This window comes from Marinoscillum sp. (assembly GCF_965229915.1).
GTDB lineage: Bacteria > Bacteroidota > Bacteroidia > Cytophagales > Cyclobacteriaceae > Marinoscillum.
Map to the genome: position 1 here is coordinate 3,909,483 of NZ_CBDDJZ010000001.1, position 17,546 is coordinate 3,927,028.

At 42.8% G+C, this 17,546-nt stretch carries 21 protein-coding genes; 6 read left to right on the forward strand and 15 right to left on the reverse strand.

What is annotated here, in order from left to right:
* The 4 genes from ACO067_RS16805 (at position 1) to murA (ending at position 2,897) form a co-directional block, all read left to right on the forward strand.
* Positions 1 to 441, forward strand: coding sequence for a GNAT family N-acetyltransferase (locus tag ACO067_RS16805; RefSeq protein WP_421876111.1), 441 nt, complete (start codon positions 1 to 3; stop codon positions 439 to 441).
* Positions 438 to 854, forward strand: coding sequence for a RidA family protein (locus ACO067_RS16810; protein ID WP_421876114.1), 417 nt, complete (start codon positions 438 to 440; stop codon positions 852 to 854). Before ACO067_RS16805 ends, ACO067_RS16810 begins: the two co-directional genes overlap by 4 nt.
* 73 nt (positions 855 to 927) lie before the next feature.
* Entirely contained in the window at positions 928 to 1,590 is a 663-nt protein-coding gene (locus tag ACO067_RS16815; protein WP_421876116.1) for a DUF4290 domain-containing protein, read from the forward strand.
* Entirely contained in the window at positions 1,590 to 2,897 is a 1,308-nt protein-coding gene (murA, locus tag ACO067_RS16820) for a UDP-N-acetylglucosamine 1-carboxyvinyltransferase (RefSeq protein WP_421876118.1), read from the forward strand. The genes ACO067_RS16815 and murA overlap by 1 nt, the downstream gene beginning before the upstream one ends.
* Positions 2,898 to 3,090: 193 nt before the next feature.
* Here murA and ACO067_RS16825 read toward each other — a convergent pair whose 3' ends face one another.
* A complete protein-coding gene (locus ACO067_RS16825) occupies positions 3,091 to 3,879 on the reverse strand; it encodes an anti-sigma factor (RefSeq protein WP_421876120.1) in 789 nt (262 codons plus the stop codon).
* Positions 3,872 to 4,420: an RNA polymerase sigma factor gene (locus ACO067_RS16830; RefSeq protein ID WP_421876124.1), complete on the reverse strand. Its 549-nt coding sequence runs from the start codon at positions 4,418 to 4,420 to the stop codon at positions 3,872 to 3,874. Before ACO067_RS16830 ends, ACO067_RS16825 begins: the two co-directional genes overlap by 8 nt.
* Positions 4,421 to 4,477: 57 nt before the next feature.
* Here ACO067_RS16830 and ACO067_RS16835 point away from each other — a divergent pair, with 57 nt between their 5' ends.
* On the forward strand, positions 4,478 to 5,500 hold the full coding sequence (locus tag ACO067_RS16835) for a glycoside hydrolase family 113 (protein WP_421876127.1): 1,023 nt from the start codon (positions 4,478 to 4,480) through the stop codon (positions 5,498 to 5,500).
* Here ACO067_RS16835 and ACO067_RS16840 read toward each other — a convergent pair.
* The 7 genes from ACO067_RS16840 to ACO067_RS16870 form a co-directional block, all read right to left on the reverse strand.
* Complete coding sequence (locus ACO067_RS16840; protein WP_421876130.1) at positions 5,490 to 6,479, reverse strand: beta galactosidase jelly roll domain-containing protein; 990 nt, start codon at positions 6,477 to 6,479, stop codon at positions 5,490 to 5,492. The genes ACO067_RS16835 and ACO067_RS16840 overlap by 11 nt on opposite strands.
* 171 nt (positions 6,480 to 6,650) lie before the next feature.
* Positions 6,651 to 7,022, reverse strand: a complete 372-nt coding sequence (locus ACO067_RS16845; protein ID WP_421876132.1) for a hypothetical protein — start codon at positions 7,020 to 7,022, stop codon at positions 6,651 to 6,653.
* A gap of 236 nt (positions 7,023 to 7,258) precedes the next feature.
* The gene (locus tag ACO067_RS16850; RefSeq protein ID WP_421876134.1) at positions 7,259 to 7,621 is read right to left on the reverse strand and encodes a hypothetical protein; all 363 of its coding nucleotides are present in this window, start codon (positions 7,619 to 7,621) and stop codon (positions 7,259 to 7,261) included.
* Between the two features lie 238 nt (positions 7,622 to 7,859).
* A complete protein-coding gene (locus tag ACO067_RS16855; protein ID WP_421876136.1) occupies positions 7,860 to 8,456 on the reverse strand; it encodes a superoxide dismutase family protein in 597 nt (198 codons plus the stop codon).
* Entirely contained in the window at positions 8,449 to 8,802 is a 354-nt protein-coding gene (locus ACO067_RS16860; protein WP_421876138.1) for a hypothetical protein, read from the reverse strand. The genes ACO067_RS16855 and ACO067_RS16860 overlap by 8 nt, the downstream gene beginning before the upstream one ends.
* A gap of 74 nt (positions 8,803 to 8,876) precedes the next feature.
* Positions 8,877 to 9,578: a response regulator transcription factor gene (locus ACO067_RS16865; protein WP_421876140.1), complete on the reverse strand. Its 702-nt coding sequence runs from the start codon at positions 9,576 to 9,578 to the stop codon at positions 8,877 to 8,879.
* Positions 9,571 to 11,127 carry a sensor histidine kinase gene (locus tag ACO067_RS16870; protein ID WP_421876142.1) on the reverse strand — a complete coding sequence of 519 codons (1,557 nt, stop codon included), beginning with the start codon at positions 11,125 to 11,127 and terminating at the stop codon, positions 9,571 to 9,573. The genes ACO067_RS16865 and ACO067_RS16870 overlap by 8 nt, the downstream gene beginning before the upstream one ends.
* Before the next feature lie 94 nt (positions 11,128 to 11,221).
* Between ACO067_RS16870 and ACO067_RS16875 the strand changes: the two genes are divergently transcribed.
* On the forward strand, positions 11,222 to 11,515 hold the full coding sequence (locus tag ACO067_RS16875) for a hypothetical protein (RefSeq protein ID WP_421876144.1): 294 nt from the start codon (positions 11,222 to 11,224) through the stop codon (positions 11,513 to 11,515).
* Here the strand turns inward: ACO067_RS16875 and ACO067_RS16880 are convergent.
* The 6 genes from ACO067_RS16880 to pyrF form a co-directional block, all read right to left on the reverse strand.
* Positions 11,512 to 12,369 (reverse strand): nucleoside phosphorylase, encoded by an 858-nt coding sequence (locus tag ACO067_RS16880; protein ID WP_421876146.1) that lies wholly within the window; start codon positions 12,367 to 12,369, stop codon positions 11,512 to 11,514. The two genes, ACO067_RS16875 and ACO067_RS16880, sit on opposite strands and share 4 nt — an antisense overlap.
* A gap of 19 nt (positions 12,370 to 12,388) precedes the next feature.
* The gene (locus tag ACO067_RS16885; protein WP_421876148.1) at positions 12,389 to 13,354 is read right to left on the reverse strand and encodes a rhodanese-related sulfurtransferase; all 966 of its coding nucleotides are present in this window, start codon (positions 13,352 to 13,354) and stop codon (positions 12,389 to 12,391) included.
* A gap of 113 nt (positions 13,355 to 13,467) precedes the next feature.
* A complete protein-coding gene (locus tag ACO067_RS16890) occupies positions 13,468 to 14,106 on the reverse strand; it encodes an acetyltransferase (RefSeq protein WP_421876150.1) in 639 nt (212 codons plus the stop codon).
* 26 nt (positions 14,107 to 14,132) lie between these two features.
* Positions 14,133 to 15,350: a hypothetical protein gene (locus ACO067_RS16895; protein ID WP_421876152.1), complete on the reverse strand. Its 1,218-nt coding sequence runs from the start codon at positions 15,348 to 15,350 to the stop codon at positions 14,133 to 14,135.
* A complete protein-coding gene (locus ACO067_RS16900) occupies positions 15,347 to 16,624 on the reverse strand; it encodes a DUF2851 family protein (RefSeq protein WP_421876154.1) in 1,278 nt (425 codons plus the stop codon). The genes ACO067_RS16895 and ACO067_RS16900 overlap by 4 nt, the downstream gene beginning before the upstream one ends.
* A gap of 44 nt (positions 16,625 to 16,668) precedes the next feature.
* A complete protein-coding gene (gene pyrF, locus ACO067_RS16905; RefSeq protein WP_421876156.1) occupies positions 16,669 to 17,490 on the reverse strand; it encodes an orotidine-5'-phosphate decarboxylase in 822 nt (273 codons plus the stop codon).
* Between the last annotated feature and the right edge of the window lie 56 nt (positions 17,491 to 17,546).

Consider the following 17,546-nt stretch of genomic DNA (forward strand, 5'->3'; position numbering starts at 1 on the left):
ATGAGTATCATAGTGCGCTCCGGGAGTATTGACGAGGTGCTAGCAATACAGGAGCTGATACCAGAGTTTGATGACCCTTATTCCAAGTCTGAGTATCAACGGAGATTGGGCGCTTCTGAGCATCTCGTATTGATTGCTGAGCTGGATGGATTTCCCGTGGGATTCAAAGTAGGTTATGATCGGTTTCTGGACGGGGAGGTGTTTTACAGCTGGATGGGAGCGGTACTTCCAGAGCATCGCAGCAAAGGAATCGGTCGGTTGCTGCTGAAAAAAATGGAAGTCTGGTGCAAACTAAAAGGCTATCACTACCTGAAGTTCAAAACGATGAACAGACACCGAAACATGTTAAAATTTGCAATCAGTGAGGGTTTCAATGTTATCGATTTCCAGAAGCATCAAAATCCGAGATTATCAAAAATCTATTTTGAAAAGAAACTATGAGTGTATTTCAGTCAGATAAGGCTCCCGAGCCAGTAGGTTTATATCCGCATGCCAGGAGAGTTGGTGATATGCTGTTTTTATCTGGAGTAGGTCCCAGAAAAAAGGGAACTAAGGAAATCCCTGGTGTGACTCTGGATGCCGATGGTCAAATCGCAGCGTATGATATTGAAGCTCAGTGTCATTCGGTTTTTAACAATGTGAAAGACATTTTGGAAGCCTCTGAGGCGCAATGGTCTGATTTGGTGGATGTTACCGTTTTTTTAACCAACATGAAGGCTGATTTTAAGACCTTTAATTCCATCTATGCGGAGTATTTCAAAGACGTTCAGCCCTGTCGCACTACAGTGGAAGTCAATGCCTTACCCACCCCGATTGCGATCGAGTTGAAATGCATTGCTTATTTGAAATCGTAATTTCATCGAAATGAATCGGGCCTTCAATCGTTGGCATAATAGTATTTGGTTATTTTTGAGCAAAATCTAGAATATGAGTTTGGAATATAATACGGAGCGTCAGCAACTGACCCTGAGAGAATACGGTAGAAATGTGCAAAATCTGGTAGCGCACATCAAGACTATTGAAGATAAGGAGAAGCGTAATCGAATGGCAGCTACGTTGGTTGAGCTGATGAAAATGATCAACCCGGAGTTTAGCAAAGATGCTCAGGAGTACACCCAAAAAGTCTGGGATGATCTGTTCATAATTTCCAAGTTTGATTTGGATGTGGAAAGTCCTTTTCCTATTCCCGAGGCGACTATTCTGGAGCGCAAGCCGGACAGAATGAAGTATCAGTCCAATGAAATCAAATTCCGTCACTACGGCAGGAATATCGAAATCCTAATTCAAAATGCCATAGCAATGGAAGATCCTGCTGAGAAGGAAGGAGCCATTATTGCTATTGGTAAGCTGATGAAGTCTTTTTACCTGACGTGGAACAAAGACAATATAGAGGATGAGCAGGTGTTGAAAAACATCAAACAACTGTCAAAGGATCAGCTAGATATTGATATTGAAAAAGTGAAGGCCAACAATCTTTTTGATTCTGAAAAGAGGGGCAACGATAACAGCAACCGACACCATAATAGAAATCGCAACAAAGGCGGTGGCAAAAGAAATCACTCTAACAAAAGAAGAAGAAATAACAACTAATGGCTTCATTCCGAGTGCGAGGTGGCAAGCGCCTCAAGGGGAGCATCACTCCGCAGGGAGCAAAAAACGAAGCGCTCCAAATCATATCAGCTGTCTTACTTACAGCCGAACCAGTTCATATTCATAAGATTCCTGCAATTCGAGATGTGCTCAAATTGATCGATTTGCTGGCTGATTTGGGCGTACAGATCGAAAAGACTGATGAAGAGTCTTACCGATTTACAGCAAAAGATGTTAATCTAAAATTTCTGGATACCGAGGACTTTAAAGAGAAGGCAGCCTCACTGCGCGGTTCGATTATGATTCTTGGTCCATTGCTTGCTCGCTATGGAAAAGGCAAAATGCCAAAACCTGGTGGAGATAAAATTGGTCGAAGAAGGCTAGATACGCACTTCGTGGGCTTTCAGAAATTAGGAGCCAAATTTCACTACGACTCGGCCACCTCCTTTTACACAGTAGATGGTTCTAAACTAAAGGGTTGCTATATGCACCTTGATGAGGCATCGGTTACTGGTACCGCCAACATCATTATGGCGGCTGTTTTGGCCGAAGGTCTCACTACAATTTACAATGCAGCCTGTGAGCCATATATTCAGCAGCTATGCAATATGCTGGTGAGAATGGGGGCTAAAATTGAAGGAATTGGCAGTAACCTGCTCAAAATAGAGGGAGTAGAGGTGCTGGGAGGAACGGAACACACCATGCTTCCAGACATGATCGAGATTGGTAGTTTCATTGGTATGGCTGCTATGACACAGTCAGAAATTACCATTAAAGATGCCCGAATTGATATGCTGGGAATTATTCCAGATACTTTTAGGCGTTTGGGGATCAAGATGGAATTTCGGGGGGATGATATTTTTATTCCTGCCCAGGAGCACTACGAAATTGAAAGTTATATCGACGGATCTATTCTGACAGTGGCAGACGCCATCTGGCCTGGATTCACGCCCGATCTGTTGAGTGTGGCTTTGGTCACTGCTACACAGGCAAAAGGTACGGTACTCATTCATCAGAAGATGTTTGAGAGTCGTTTGTTCTTTGTAGATAAGTTGATAGATATGGGAGCACAGATCATCTTGTGTGATCCTCATAGAGCCACGGTGATTGGGTTGGACAGGGCATTTCCGCTAAGAGGCATCAGTATGACTTCTCCAGACATCAGAGCCGGGGTGAGTTTGTTGATTGCAGCACTGTCTGCAGAAGGGGACTCCACCATCCATAATATCGAGCAGATTGATCGAGGATATCAGTTTATAGATAAGCGACTGAAAGCCCTTGGGGCCGATATAGAGCGGTTTGCATAAAAAACGCCGTGATTACTCACGGCGCTCATCAACCAGCTTTAAGCAGTTTCCTAATAGAAACTGTCTTATATACGAAAGGTACAGATTAACTGGATTTCTCCAATCGGAAAAAAGTTAAATTATTTTTAAATAAAAAAAGCAGAGCTTCAACTCTGCTTTTCTTATTCTATTTAAATGGTTGTTTTTCAGTTAGTTATATAGCCTCTCCGTACACCTGCATAGTGCTCAATGTTGGGCTCTCAGCACCACCGGATTGTTCTACCGTCACGGCAAATGCATCTGCCTTAGCGATATTTTTCATGATTTGGAAGGTGCCTTCCTCAGCGTCAAAGACCCCAGCGTCCACTGGCGCACCATCGATGAGCGCCCACAATTGGTACTGCTGATTTTGAGGTAATGAAGCCAGGTTAGCCGAGTTGAGGTAGACCTCTTCTTGATTTGGGTTCCAGTAAATCACTGCCTTGGCTTGTTTGGCATTGTCTGTTCCATTGAGGATGATTCTGCTAAACTCAGGGCTGACTAACACTGCCAAATCCTGGCGTATGTCTGTCAGCTCTTGATTTACCGTATTGTAGCTTTCAGCCAATTCTATGTTTCTGGCAGTTAGCTGTGCCAGACGGTAATCCGTGGTTTGCCACTGATTCCAGAAGTAGAATGCGCTCATCAATGCAGTCAGAGCGATAATCACACTAGCGGCAAGTGCCAGTTTGTAACCACTACCAATAGCTTGTTCCTTAGCCGGCCAAGATATATGGCTCATCACTTCAGGAGTCTCCATTATGAAGCGTTTTACTGCCTGTGAAGGAGAAATAGCATATTCAAAAGCCAAATGCTCGATGGTCTTTTGTAAATCCAGGTACTCGTTCATGATCTCTGAGTCCTTAGCGAGAAACCTCTCCACTTCCCGGATATCTTCCTGTTGGAGTTCTTCTGTGATGTAGGCAGCCAGGTAGCCTTCGTTTATGATCTCTTCTTTAGTCAAAATCTCTACTTAATTTCTGTTTAATATCCTTCAAACAATTTCTAAGACGTGTTTTTACGGTTCCTAAAGGCATTTCTTCATTTTCTGAAATTTCCGCGTGAGAGTAGCCTTCAAAGAAATTGAGCTGGATGAGCTTTTTGCACATTTTGCCTATTTCGTTCAGGATGGTTGATAGCCCGATGTAGTCTTCCTTGTTGTCTGACGTTTCGAACATATCTACGAACCCGCTGATGTCATCGGATTTATCTGAGGATTTAAAATCCTTAGATCGCCTTGCGTCGATGGCTCGATTTCTGGCAATCCGATACATCCAGGTGAATAGTGTTCCTTTCGAAGAGTCGTAAGAATCTATTTGGTCCCAGATCTTTAGAAACACCTCGTGCAAGGTTTCTTCAGCAATTTCTTTGTGTTTGAGAGTTCGGAATATGATACCATAAAGTGCTTCCGAATAGTGATCGTACAAATAGTCCAGAGCTGTGGTGTCCCTTGCTCTTAGTCTTTTGATCAGTAAGGAATTAAAGTCTATTGTAGTTGTTGCCAAAACTTATTTTTGATTTAGCGTATAATTTATTTAAAATATGACTGCTATACCTAAGATATGAAGTTAATTCTCAGCTTTCTTTTTAGTTCGATCATTGTATTTGGAGCTTTGCTCTTAGGGGCTGATGGCACCTCAGTATCACACCCTGAGCGGATTAATGGAGTGAGTCTCGTTAATCCATTTCGTATAATTGATTCTCTGGAGATGTCTGAGGTCAAACGGGTAAATGGCTCATGGGTGGCGGTTATTCCATTCGGTTTTTCCAGGCAGGGAGTCCCAGAGGTTCACTTCAATCACGAACGTCAGTGGTGGGGGGAGCGGATTGATGGCTGCAAAGAGCTGATCCGATTGGCCCATCAAAATGAACTCAAGGTGATGATGAAACCTCATATTTGGATGCGAGAGGGATGGATTGGTGAGTTTGAATTGGGAAATGAACAGGATTGGCTAATCTGGGAGGAGCAGTACACGACATTCATACTGGAATTTGCGAAGCTGTCCGAAGAAATGAAGGTGGAGTTACTCTGTATTGGAACAGAATTGAAGCAGACTACTGGTAGTAGAGCAGCATTCTGGGAACAGCTCATTCCACAGGTTCGGGAGGTGTATTCTGGAAAGCTAACCTATGCTGCCAATTGGGATAATTACCAGGCAGTCAGTTTTTGGAATCAACTAGATTATATTGGTATAGATGCATATTTTCCACTGACTGACAGTGAGCAGCCGACTAGCCAGGAGCTAATGAACTCATGCAAGCAACTCAACAGGAGCTTAAGAAAATACTCTGAATCGATAGTACGTCCGATACTCTTTACAGAATATGGCTTTAGAAGTGCCAAAGGAGGTGCGGGGAATCACTGGGAGCTTACTCAAAATTCAGTCGTGGACTTAAATATTCAGGATCAGGCTTATGAGGCTTTGATGTCCAGCTTTTGGGACGAAGACTGGTTTGCAGGAGGCTTTCTTTGGAAATGGCATTTTCACAATGCAGCTGGTGGGCTATCTAACAATGATTTTACTCCTCAAAACAAACCTGTAGAAGCCACGATCAAGAAGTGGTATGAAAGGACTAGTTTATAGCTCTCAGTACCTGATCGAGTTTTGACTCTGGCACTATGCAGAGCGGTCCTTTATAGATCCCGGCATCACCACCAATATCAGATACCCGCACAGCAATTACATTTGGTTGCCCAGGTCTGACAATATTTTTGGGAATCGAATAGGTGCGTAGTTGTCTATAGGATTCAGACCACCCAAATGGTTTTCGGTCATTCGTTTTGCCGATCAGCACTCCGTTGAGGTATGTTTCATCAAAATCATCGATCCTACCCATTACAAGTAGTAAATTCTCTTCTGAGAGCATTTCTGTGGTGATGGTGATGGTTTTTCGATACCAGGCGGTTCCTTCGATGTTAGCTTTTTTCAGACTTCTCCACAGGCTGGGCACCATGATCTCTCTCCAATGGTCGTCTTCATAGTCTATTCGTGCCCAGGCGTCACTATCTCCTTCACGAAACTTCCAGTTGCCCTCCAGCGAGTAGCTCTCTTTAGGAATTTCTTTATTGGAATATATACCCACGTCGCCTTTGATGATGCCACCTTCCAGGATCGTATCGAATACGCGAATGGCTATTACATTTTTTCCATTGCGATTGATAAGTTCTTCAGGGATGTAGTATTTGCGATGAGCATTGTAAGCGGTATAAAAGTCAGGAGGAAAAGAGCCACTGAAACCAATGAGTTGGCCATTTAGGTAAACCTGATCCACATCATCAATGTATCCAAGCACCAGGTAAAGGTTTTTATCATTTACGTTGCGGAGGTCTACAGTGATTCGGTACCAGGCATATCCATCAAACCCACCAAAACCTTCATTTTCCCATGGGGAAGGAACGAATATTTTTTCCCAGCTCTGATCGTTGTAGTCTGGGCTGGACCATCTGGGATTATCCCCAATGGAAAACTTCCAGTAGCCTCTGAGATCCACTACTCGCTTGAGATCTTCTGCATTTGTCAGAAGGGGTAAGGTTACTAGTATCAACCAAATTAGTCGTTGCATTTTCATCATTTTCAGGTACTTCAATATTACGTACTTCAGCTGATTTGGCTGTCCGATTCAGGTAAATGATTGTCATGAATTGTCATGAAAAACAAAAACCTTCCCGAATCAGGAAGGCATTTGTAATAGTATAAAGAAGTATTTTAAAATATTGTTTCTTCTAGTTTTTCGCTAGAATAGTTGAAGCTTGTTTGGGCTGATCGTTGATCTGAACTTTCTCACGTTGATCTGAACTTTCTCAGATACTACTCCATACTTATCTCTAAGTTCTACGAAGTAGGTGCCTTCTTTTAGGCTGCTTAGATCATATCTCTGCATGAATCCTTCAGTGCTTTTGAACTTGTCGGCTCTGATTAGTTCACCTTGATCGTTCTTTATCTTGATGCGAACCACAGTAGGCTCATCATTTTGATAAAGGACTTTGTAAGTCACATCGTTTCCTGGAATAATGGCGGCTCTTTCTTTTTTTGATCCATTTCCAGAGGCCAAAGCAGTGGTCATAACTGTTACGATTACTGCTGCTGTTAGTGTTAATCTTTTCATGAGTTTTTGAGTTTTGATCTTTTCGATTATAGTTAGTTAAACGCAAGCCTTCGTGCTGGTTTGTCACCAGTGGGTAAAGGAATGTCACAAGATGTCACGGAGATCAAGAATGAGGTTTGCCTGGATGTGGTTTTAACTAATGAATCTTGAGTAGGGGGGTATAAAAAACAAAAACCTTCCTGAAACAAGAAGGCATTTGTAATAGTATAAAGAAGTATTTTAAAATATTGTTTCTTCTAGTTTTTGGCTAGAATAGTTGAAGCTTGTTTGAACTGATCGTTGATCTGAACTTTCTCAGATACTACTCCATACTTATCTCTAAGTTCTACGAAGTAGGTGCCTTCTTTTAGGCTGCTTAGATCATATCTCTGCATGAACCCTTCAATGCTTTTAAACTTGTCGGCTCTGATTAGTTCACCTTGATCGTTCTTTATCTTGATGCGAACCACAGTAGGTTCATCATTTTGATAAAGGACTTTGTAAGTCACATCGTTTCCTGGAATAATGGCGGCTCTTTCTTTTTTTGATCCATTTCCAGAGGCCAAAGCAGTGGTCATAACTGTTACGATTACTGCTGCTGTTAGTGTTAATCTTTTCATGAGTTTTGAGTTTTTAACCTTTAGATTCCTTTTGATTGTTTACTATACAATTTTACGAGGAACCTCATGCAGGTTTGTCACCCAGCAGTAAACGATTGTCACAAAATGTCACCGTTTTGTATGTAATGTTCAACAAAAGTATAAAACTATTGTAAAAATGAAATATGATAACGTTTGTATTTTTTAAAACAGGCCAAATTCCTGTTAAAACAACGTAAAACCGAATGAAGGGGATAAATCAGTTCTGAACCAACTCGATTGTTCCGCAGGCTACCTTGGCGTTGGTGTGGGTATGATTGTGTGTGTGGTTGGGATCACACTCACCTACGAAATCATCCAGAGTGTCATGAATCACCACGACTTTACCAACAATATCTCGATGATCGCCACTGCCTAGCTGCCACATATCAGTCTTTAGTGAAAAGTAGCCACTGCCATCATAACCTACACTTACATTACCTACATCTCCGGCACGTGGTTTGGCCCAGGGAATTCCAAGGCTTCTTTCATTGCAGAAGTAGGTGTCCATGCCAAAGCCCTGGTTCCAGTGCATTCCTGGCTGTTCGCAGCTGCCTGCATGTAGGTGCACCGAATGAATAGTGTTGGGGTTAAAGTTTTCAAGGAAAATTTCTACCTGAACGATACTGTCTAACTGGGTCAACTGCACCCTGCCATAGGGTTCTTCTCCGACAACATAGGTAGAATCTGTCTCGGAATAAATACCAGAAAGTATGGCAGTCGCCTCAATAGCCTGGTCAGGGGTGGGTTCGTTTTCTGTACAGTAGCTAAGCAGTATCAAAGAAAAGCAACCAAAAACCAGTAGGAGCTTATTCATCTTCATCACCATCATCACCAGAGTCGTCAGCGATGTAGTCACTCATATAGTCAAGGTCTGAATACTTGTTTTCATAATCATCCTTGATGTCGTCCTTCAGATTGCCATCTTCATCAAAATCATCATCATCAGCTACAATCGCTTTGGCTTCAGCTATAGTCATACGGACCATGTAGTATTTTTCATCTGTCTCAAAAGGTAAGGCAGATACTTTTTGACCTTCCTTATTGTAGAAGTGAATCAATGAATCATAAAACCCATAGGGATAGGCCAGTTTTATTTGCTCCTGAATCTGAGCATCTAACTTTTCAAAATCTTTAATTACTCGTGGCTTTGACGACTGCATAGCTGTATTTTTTTAGCGAAAGGTAATAGAGGTTTTATAAAATCAAAAGTTCCCCCAATAACAAATGACAATTTTTAATAAATGACTTTATAACCGGCACCATGTACAGTAATGATATGCTTCGGTGCGTTGGGGTTTTCTTCAATCTTCTGCCTCAGTTTAAGGATGAAATTATCAACGGTCCTGGTGGTTGGTTGGCTTTCATATCCCCAGACATCTTCCAGCAGTTGGTATCTACTGACCACTTCTCCTTTATGTTTGAGCAAGTAGAGCAAGACTTCATATTCCTTATGAGACATTTTTACTTCTCCATCTTTCTGATGATGCGCTGTATAGTGAGCAAAATCCACCTCCAGGGCACCGATCCTAATGGACTCAATTTCTTTCTCTGAAGACTGAGCGGTATTGCTGCTCTCTGTACGGCGAAGGATGGCCTTTACACGTGCGACCAGCTCACGGATGCTAAAGGGTTTGGTGATGTAATCATCTGCACCGAGCTCAAGCCCCAGTACCTTGTCGATCTCTTCTCCTTTGGCTGTAAGAAAGATAATAGGTGTGGTGATGCCATTTTTCCGAGCCGCTTTGCACACGTCAAAGCCACTCATTTTGGGCATCATCACATCCAGAACGATGAGGTCATATGCATTTGCCAGGATCATGTCCAATCCCTGCTGGCCATCTTTGGCTACTTCTACTTTGAATTGTTCGAATTCCAGATTGTCCTTGAGACCAATTTGCATGTTTGGCTCGTCCTCAACTACTAATATTTTAGCCATGATTGTCTAGATAAAACACTAATCTAAATTTACTTCCTTTTCCCGGAGTGCTTTCCACCTCAATATCTCCACCGTGCGAGTCTACAATGTGACTAACCAAAGCCAGTCCAAGACCTGCTCCTCGGGTGCTCTGCACATTTCCCTCTGTCACCCTGTAGAACTTATCAAAGATCATTTTGATCCGATCGGCTGGTATGCCTATTCCCTTATCAGCAACTTCTACCCAAACCGCATTTTCCTTATTCCCAGTGCTGATGTTGATGTTCTTTTCATTAGGGCTGTATTTGATGCTGTTATCTACCAGGTTGACAAGGGCTTCATACAGTGCCTCCCGATCTACATAAACTTGAGGAAGGTTCTCTGCCAGTTGCACCTCATAGGCAAATCCGTTTCTTTCGATGTGATACGCATAGTCATGTAGCAGTTCGTTGACCAAATCATTGATATGGATCAATTCCGGATTGTATACGCGTTTAGCAGCTTCAATCTGAGAGAAGTTCAGGATCTTATTGACAATATTAGTGAGTCGGTTAGTCTCCTTAAATATGATCTCTTCATATTCTTTTCGTTTTTCAGGACTATTGACTCGGTCCAGTAGTAGTGTTTCGGCAAACATGCTGATCAATGAAAGTGGTGTTCTCAGCTCATGCGACACATTGGATACAAAATCTGATTTGGTCTGTGCCAGATTGATCTCGTTTCGGATATTTCTGATGACCAGTGAAAAGCCAAAAACTAACAGCATGATCAATATAAAGGCAGCGGTTAGGTTGTACTGGGTACGTTCTTCCACCAGTTCAGATACTGTTTTGTTTGATGAGCTGATTCCTACATCCATGTCAGGGATGAGCCACATGCTTTTGGTCAGAATCACATCCTTGGACAGGGAATCAGTCTCGTAAATGTAATTTGCTGCATCTCGATATCCCAGGGTGATGATCAAGTCTCCTTCAGCAATCTGTTGCAGTTTAGGGGCCAGCACATTGTTGGCAAAACCATAGATACTCAAAAACGCCGTGATAAATATGGGGTGATCTTCGCGCTCCAGCACGGCATGTACGACTTGTAACCGGTCATTCATCCGCACGATCGTTCCTCGGGGCTCGATTTTACGGTAGCCACCTTCTTTGTATCTGATGAGTTGGGTCTTGAGGTTGTCATTGGCTCTTAAAATAGAATCCTGCAATCCCAGCCAGTCTACATGATCTATGCTATCGCCAATAATTCTGACCACTTTGGTTTGACCATTTTGCAGGTCTTCGAATACCAGTGTGTGGATATTGGAGTAGTCTAAGTAGGGTTCTGATTTGTTGAATCGAAGGTCAGGTCCAAGGCTGTTCTGAATTTTGTCAAAAAGCCCACTGATGTTGTCATTGGAGTATTGATTAATGGAAAAAATAATCGCATCGAGCTGATCTCTGTAGACCTTTTCGATCATTTCTTCATCTTCCTTGACCGATGAAATCTCGTACACGGAGTAGATGATCAGGGGAAGCAGAATAGTGCCGATGACCGTGGCAATTAATCGGTTAGTTGCGGATTTCATCATTTTGTTGGGATACTTAAGATACGAATGTATTTGCAGTTCGTTGGATTTCAATGATCAAATATTTAATTTCCTTCCAAACCAGAACAGAAGCGCAATGGCAAAAGATACTAAAGGTCAGGTAGAAGGAATCCTGGCAGAACTTGGAAAGAAAATTGATCAGCTGATTGTAGAAGCAAAAGGTGCAAGCAGTGAAGTTCGTGATGATATAGAGGATAAAATCAAGGAACTCAAAAAGAAAAAGGAGAAGATAGAGGATGACTTCAATGAGTACAAACACAAGAATGGAGACAAATGGCATGATGCCAAGGAACATCTGTCTGCAGCACTCAGTGAGCTGAAAAAAGCAGTGGAGTCTGTATTCAAGGACGATAAGTCCAAAGAAGCTTAGATCTTGTCAAGTACTTTTTTGATTAGGGAATCTATTACTTTGTTTGGGTCTTTGGAGAATTTGTTTCGCACTCTATTGGCGATGATGGCATTCAAACTGACCATTTCATGACCCAGGATTTTGGCTAGTCCGTAGTATCCGGCAGTTTCCATTTCCAGGTTGGTTAGCCAGAAATCCTCGTGATGAAAATAATTAAGCTTTTCTATCAGGTTAGGATATCTAATAGGTACTCTCAATGCGCGACCTTGCGGACCATAAAAACCATGGCAAGTGAGCGTATTTCCAAGGGTCATGTTGTCCTTGAATAGGTCGATTAACTCATCGGATCCTCTCACACAATAAGGGGGATAGGGTAGGTCAAGCGTGTCTTGCAGCTTCTGAGCAACAGATTTTTCATAATCACCCATTTCAAACTGGTAAAAATGAATCATTGGGTCGAGCCCAATGCCATACTCGCTGATCACATGGCTGCCTAGCCGCATGTCTTCCTGAATACTAGCAGAAGTGCCAATTCGAATGATTTTGAGTGATGTTCTGTCCTTTTTTACTTCCCGTGTTTTTAAATCGATGTTGAAGACCGCATCCAGCTCGTTCATGAGGATCTCCACATTGTCGGTACCCATACCCGTGCTGATCACAGTGAGTCGTTTTCCCTTGTAGGTGCCTGTGTGGGTGATGAACTCACGCTTGTTCATCTCGAATTCGATATGATCAAAGTGGCTGGAAATCCGATGTACACGACTCGGGTCACCTACAGTAATGATTTTTTCAGAAACGTGCTGTGGTTTGAGATTCAGGTGGTAAACACTCCCATCCGGGTTGATTATCAAGTCTGTTTCAGATAGCTTCGGCATGGGAGTATTTGTTTATTGCTTAATTGGTTACTTCCTTGTGCCGTTTCACTCCACGGTATGGGTTGTATCCATTCATTTCTTTTTGATAATATCCTGATCCGTCATACGGTCGTACATCTGGGTTTTTAGCGCATTCTTCAGAGCAACATCCGTTGTGCATTTTAGCTCCGTCTTCACTCATGGGAATGTGCTTGTTGCAATGCGGGTTGGCACAGTTCACCATCCTGTCAGAGGGTTGACCAGTCACATAACACCGTGAGATCACTTTTGGATTTACTTTATTGAGATCAGCTACAATACGATTGTCAAAGACATAGCATTTACCTTCAAAATCAGCTCCTTCGGCTTCCAGTCCATATTTGATAATACCGCCATGCAGCTGATGCACATCCTCAAAGCCTTGCTCTAGCAAATAGGCACTGGCTTTTTCACACTTGATACCACCTGTGCAGTAAGTGATTACCTTTTTATTCTTGAGGTGTTCTAGTTCTTTTACCTTTTCAGGGAAATCACGGAAGTTTTCAATATCCAGAGTGATGGCATTTTTAAACTTGCCTACGTTGTGCTCATAGTTGGACCTTACGTCCAGGATCACTGTTTCTTCGGGTTCCTCTTCCAGTATTTTTCTGAATTCGGCTGGCTCTACATAGCCACCCGTCTTTTTTCTGGGATCGATATTTGGCAAACTGGCATGAACGATCTCCGGCTTTACGCGCACATGAAGCTTGGAGAAGCAGTGCTCCGATACCTGATCTACCTTGAACTCAATGTCAGCAAACCTTGGATCTGCCTTCACTTCAGCCATGTATTGCTCACAGTCGGCATGCAAACCGGAAACGGTTCCGTTTAGACCTTCCTCAGCAATGATGATTCTTCCTTTTAGGTTGAGCTCAAGGCATCTAAGGTGATGCTGCTCACGAAATGTCTCCGGATCCTCGATCCTAGAGTAACAATAATAAAGTAGTACTGAATAATCCTTTTTCATAACCTTAGCCCTGATTCCAGCAGGGTGTTGTGAATTAGATACTGATTGTATTGAATGAGTCGTAATATACTGAACGACTCGCAAATGTTACTTAAGTCAAAAGTGGATTTCGATTACTTATCCACTTTTATCGCGGGGTTACCAAATACGGTTTCTCCGTCTTTTACATCGGCGATCACTACAGAGCCTGCTCCGATTCTCGCTTTCTTCCCAATTTTGACGCCAGCTATGATCGTAGCACCACTGCCTATGAATGCTTCATTGCCAATTTCCACGCTTGCATTGATGATAGATCCCGCACCCACTTGTACATAATCCCCAACTGTTACATTGTGTTCGATAATAGCCGAAGTATTGATAATGCAATGTTGTCCAAGCACTGAATCTGATCCAATAGTTGCTCTGGCGTTGATGAAGTTACCATGACCAATGGCCGCAGAATCCGAGATGTAAGCCTGCTGATGAACAGCGTTTGTTGGCATGACCTTTCTAGAGTCCATAAGCATCTTTACCTGCTTTTTGCGCAGTGCATTGTCATCTGTAGCCACAAATGCCTCGGTTTTCTGACCGATTAGTTTCAAAAATCCGTGATCATCTGTTTTTCCAAGTACTGAAACATCGTCGATTTCTGTACCGTGGATGGCTGAGTCATCATCGAGAAACCCGTAAACAACTATGCTGTTACTCTTGAAAATTTCTAATGCGGCTTTAGCTATGCCTTTTCCTCCGAAAATAATTACTGGTTTGTCCATATCTCGTTCTAAATCAGGGCGCAAAGTTAGCTAATCTGTTTGTTTTTGACGAACAATGTCAGATATGGGCCAATCAGCAAAATGAATAGGAGAAAGGGCATGAATACAGACTTATAACGAACAAGAGATCCAAGATTAGGAGAAACCATTGGCAGGAATGTGCTCAGAGAAATGATGAAAAAGACCGTCAGCACCCCCAGAAGGTTGACCTGATAGCGTTTGTATCCGATAGCCGCCTGTGGTAACAAAAGGTAGATGAACAAGGACTCTAACCCAAAAAAGATCATCCAGCCACTGGTTTGCCAGATGGCAGGTCTCCAAAGTCCTGTCACCAGAGCCATTGGTGCGCTTTTGATCAATGAAGCATAGGTGCCATCAAGGTTCAGCTGCACGATCTTATCTGGTTCAGAAATGCTTTTCATTCTTGAATAGTTGTCTGCCACGGCTTGAGGTAAATTGTCCAGGTTCATGTTCCAGTTCAGTAGGCTAGTCAATGCCATCAGTACTATCAACATAAAAACCAATGATACGTATCTCAGTGTCTTGCTGCTTATAAATGCTTTGGTGACTTTATCCCAAGCTAATATTCCCATGCAGATACCGGCCATGGCTGCCAGGTAGAACTTTAGGTAAAACAACATAACCAGACACACCAGAGCGATGGTTAGCTGTGAGAACTTGAAGGTGTATCCATAATAATAGCGAATGCAAATACCAGCCAGAAAAAAGATGCTACCATTGACCAAGGTGTCTTTGAGGATACCAGATGACCAGAAGAGAGATGTAGGCCATAGCAGAAATGCTATGAATGCAGGAATCACTAGTTGTGGGAAATAGCGCACAATGGACCTAAATAAAAACCAACTGCATAAGAATGAGAAAAATGCCAGGTAGAGTCCGCTTAGCCAGTAGTTTCCTTGAGTGGCCATGTATGGAAGGCTGAGGATTTTGACAAAAAAATCATTGCGACCCTCGGCCATAAATACCGGATGATGTCCAGTAAACAAGTAATTGATGTATTGATTGAACGATTCTTCAGATAGGTGGTATAGGTTTAACGCTTGCTGATGAAACATCACCGTATCCCCGGATTGTAAATGGATGAAATAATACCATCCGAAAGCCAGAGAAGCAGAAAACTTGGCAAGTAATCCCAACCAATAATGTTTGGTGGGGCCTTCTTCGGGTTGGAAACTCAAGGCTAGGGCTAGGAGTAAGATACTATTGAGTAGGGTCCAAATCATGGTGCCAATTTAGGGCTTAGGATGGAAATGCCGAGGTTGCATTGTAGACATTTCTTTTGTTTGCACAAATGATTGTACTGATGAATGAGAGCTTGAGACTCGGCACTATCGGTGGGATTTATAGACACTGCCTTCCATTTATTAATGATGTGGTTGCTCTCTGCAGGGAGGCTTTCAAGCAGCTCTTGTGCCGTTTCCAGGTATTTTACTTCATCGAGATATTTTGCGTAAGCTGCTAGTAATGGAGTAATGGAGTTGATAATGATGTTTTCAACGGCACTTTTTCCAAGTAAATAGCGTTTGTTGGTTTTCTTGCCAAAATCATAATGGTTCATCCAGTATGTTGGTAGCTGGTGTTTGACTAGTTTTCGACAATCCTCGATGCTCCTTACGGTAATTAACTGAGAGAATAACTGGCTAACATGGCTGTAGATACTAACCAGTTGGGCTAAGCGTACCGCCGGGAAATTTGCCGGTCGCATCCTAGAGTGCTTCCAATGATGGCGTTTCAGAGTTGTCTGTAGTTGGTGTTTATTCATCAAGTATTCAAACTCATGAGCCAGTTGTTGGCTGTGATCATCTTTGGCATCTTCTAGAAAGCCAGCCATACCAAATAAAAGGGCTTCTATAGCGTGTGTATCGGCTTGATACTTTCGTAAAATGCGGTATGGTAAAGAAGCTGCCAGTCGCATAAAAGCCTCCTGATTTACCTTAAACCCAAAGTTTTTGGCTAAGACCTGATAGGCAGTTTCTTCCCAGTCATTGTTGGAGGATTGTAGAATTTCTAACACTTGTGAACTTTTCTCTTTTAGACGGTCAGTAAGGGCTTTGTCCATCATAGAAATGACCTGTAATCGGCTTACAGACGGCAGTTGCTTCTGGCACCGAATCACCTCAGGTTGATTCATGTAGTGTTTGTAAGCGAGTTCCATGTTTTCCAACACATAATCTTTCATGACTAATGTTGGAAGTGGTTTTTTATGTACTGAAATTTCCTGATCATGTTTCCAGACTACATGCAAGACCACATTGTCATACGCACGATCATTCTGGTGTTGGTGGTGCAGCCAATCGGAGGATTTGTAATGAATTTCAACAGAGCCAGACCAAATCAGATCGTCTATTTTGATTTTTGCCTCCTTGAAATCCGGGCCTGAATCATGGTTTTGGAAACCAGCATCGTGCACCAAGAGCTTATCTCCGTTGGTGAGCTGGAGTTGCGTAGTATTGAATTTCTGGAACCTCCAGAGGTATTGTAAGAAATATTCATCCATAGCGGTCATCCAATTTACTGCTTGTTCCGCTAAGAATGAAATGATTAGTGCAAGTGTCTGAGGAGCTGAGCTGCCATGGTCACTTGTACATCTTTAGCGGCTTTAGCAGCCTTTTCTGCAAAGTCCTCACCGTCACCAGCATAGATGATCCCTCGGGATGAGTTGACCAGTAGTCCACACTGTTTGTTCATTCCGTATGCACACACTTTTTCCAGGCTTCCACCCTGAGCGCCTACACCTGGGATGAGTAGGAAATGTTCGGGTACTAATCTGCGGATACCTATTAAAGATTCTGCTCTTGTCGCGCCCACCACATACATCATGTTGTTTGGGTTGCTCCACTCGGCACTGCTTCGGATCACTCGCTCATACAGCTTCTCACCGGTTCCGTCCAGTAGCAGTTCCTGGAAGTCAAAAGACCCTTCATTGGAAGTGGCACCTAACAACACGGTCCATTTTCTGGGATACTCCAAATAGGGAGCAACCGAGTCTTTTCCCATGTAAGGAGCCACTGTAACCGCATCGAAATTCATGTTTTCAAAGAAGGCCCTGGCGTACATGTTGGAGGTGTTGCCAATGTCTCCGCGTTTGGCATCAGCGATGGTGAACACTCCTTCAGGAATGTACTCCATCGTCTTTTCCAGAGAAGCGAGACCTTTACTGCCATGTGCTTCGTAGAAGGCCAGATTGGGCTTGTAGGCTACAGCATAGGGGAGTGTTGCATCTATAATCTGCTTGTTAAACTCAAAGATCGGGTCTTCTGTATCTAGCAGATGTTTGGGGATTTTGCTGATATCAGTATCTAGACCAACGCATAGGAAGGATTCCTTCTGCTTGATTTTATCGAAGAGTTGCTGCCGAGTCATGAGGTTAGTGGTTTGCTATGCGAAAATAAGAAATTTTTAGAAGGGGTGATTTGAGA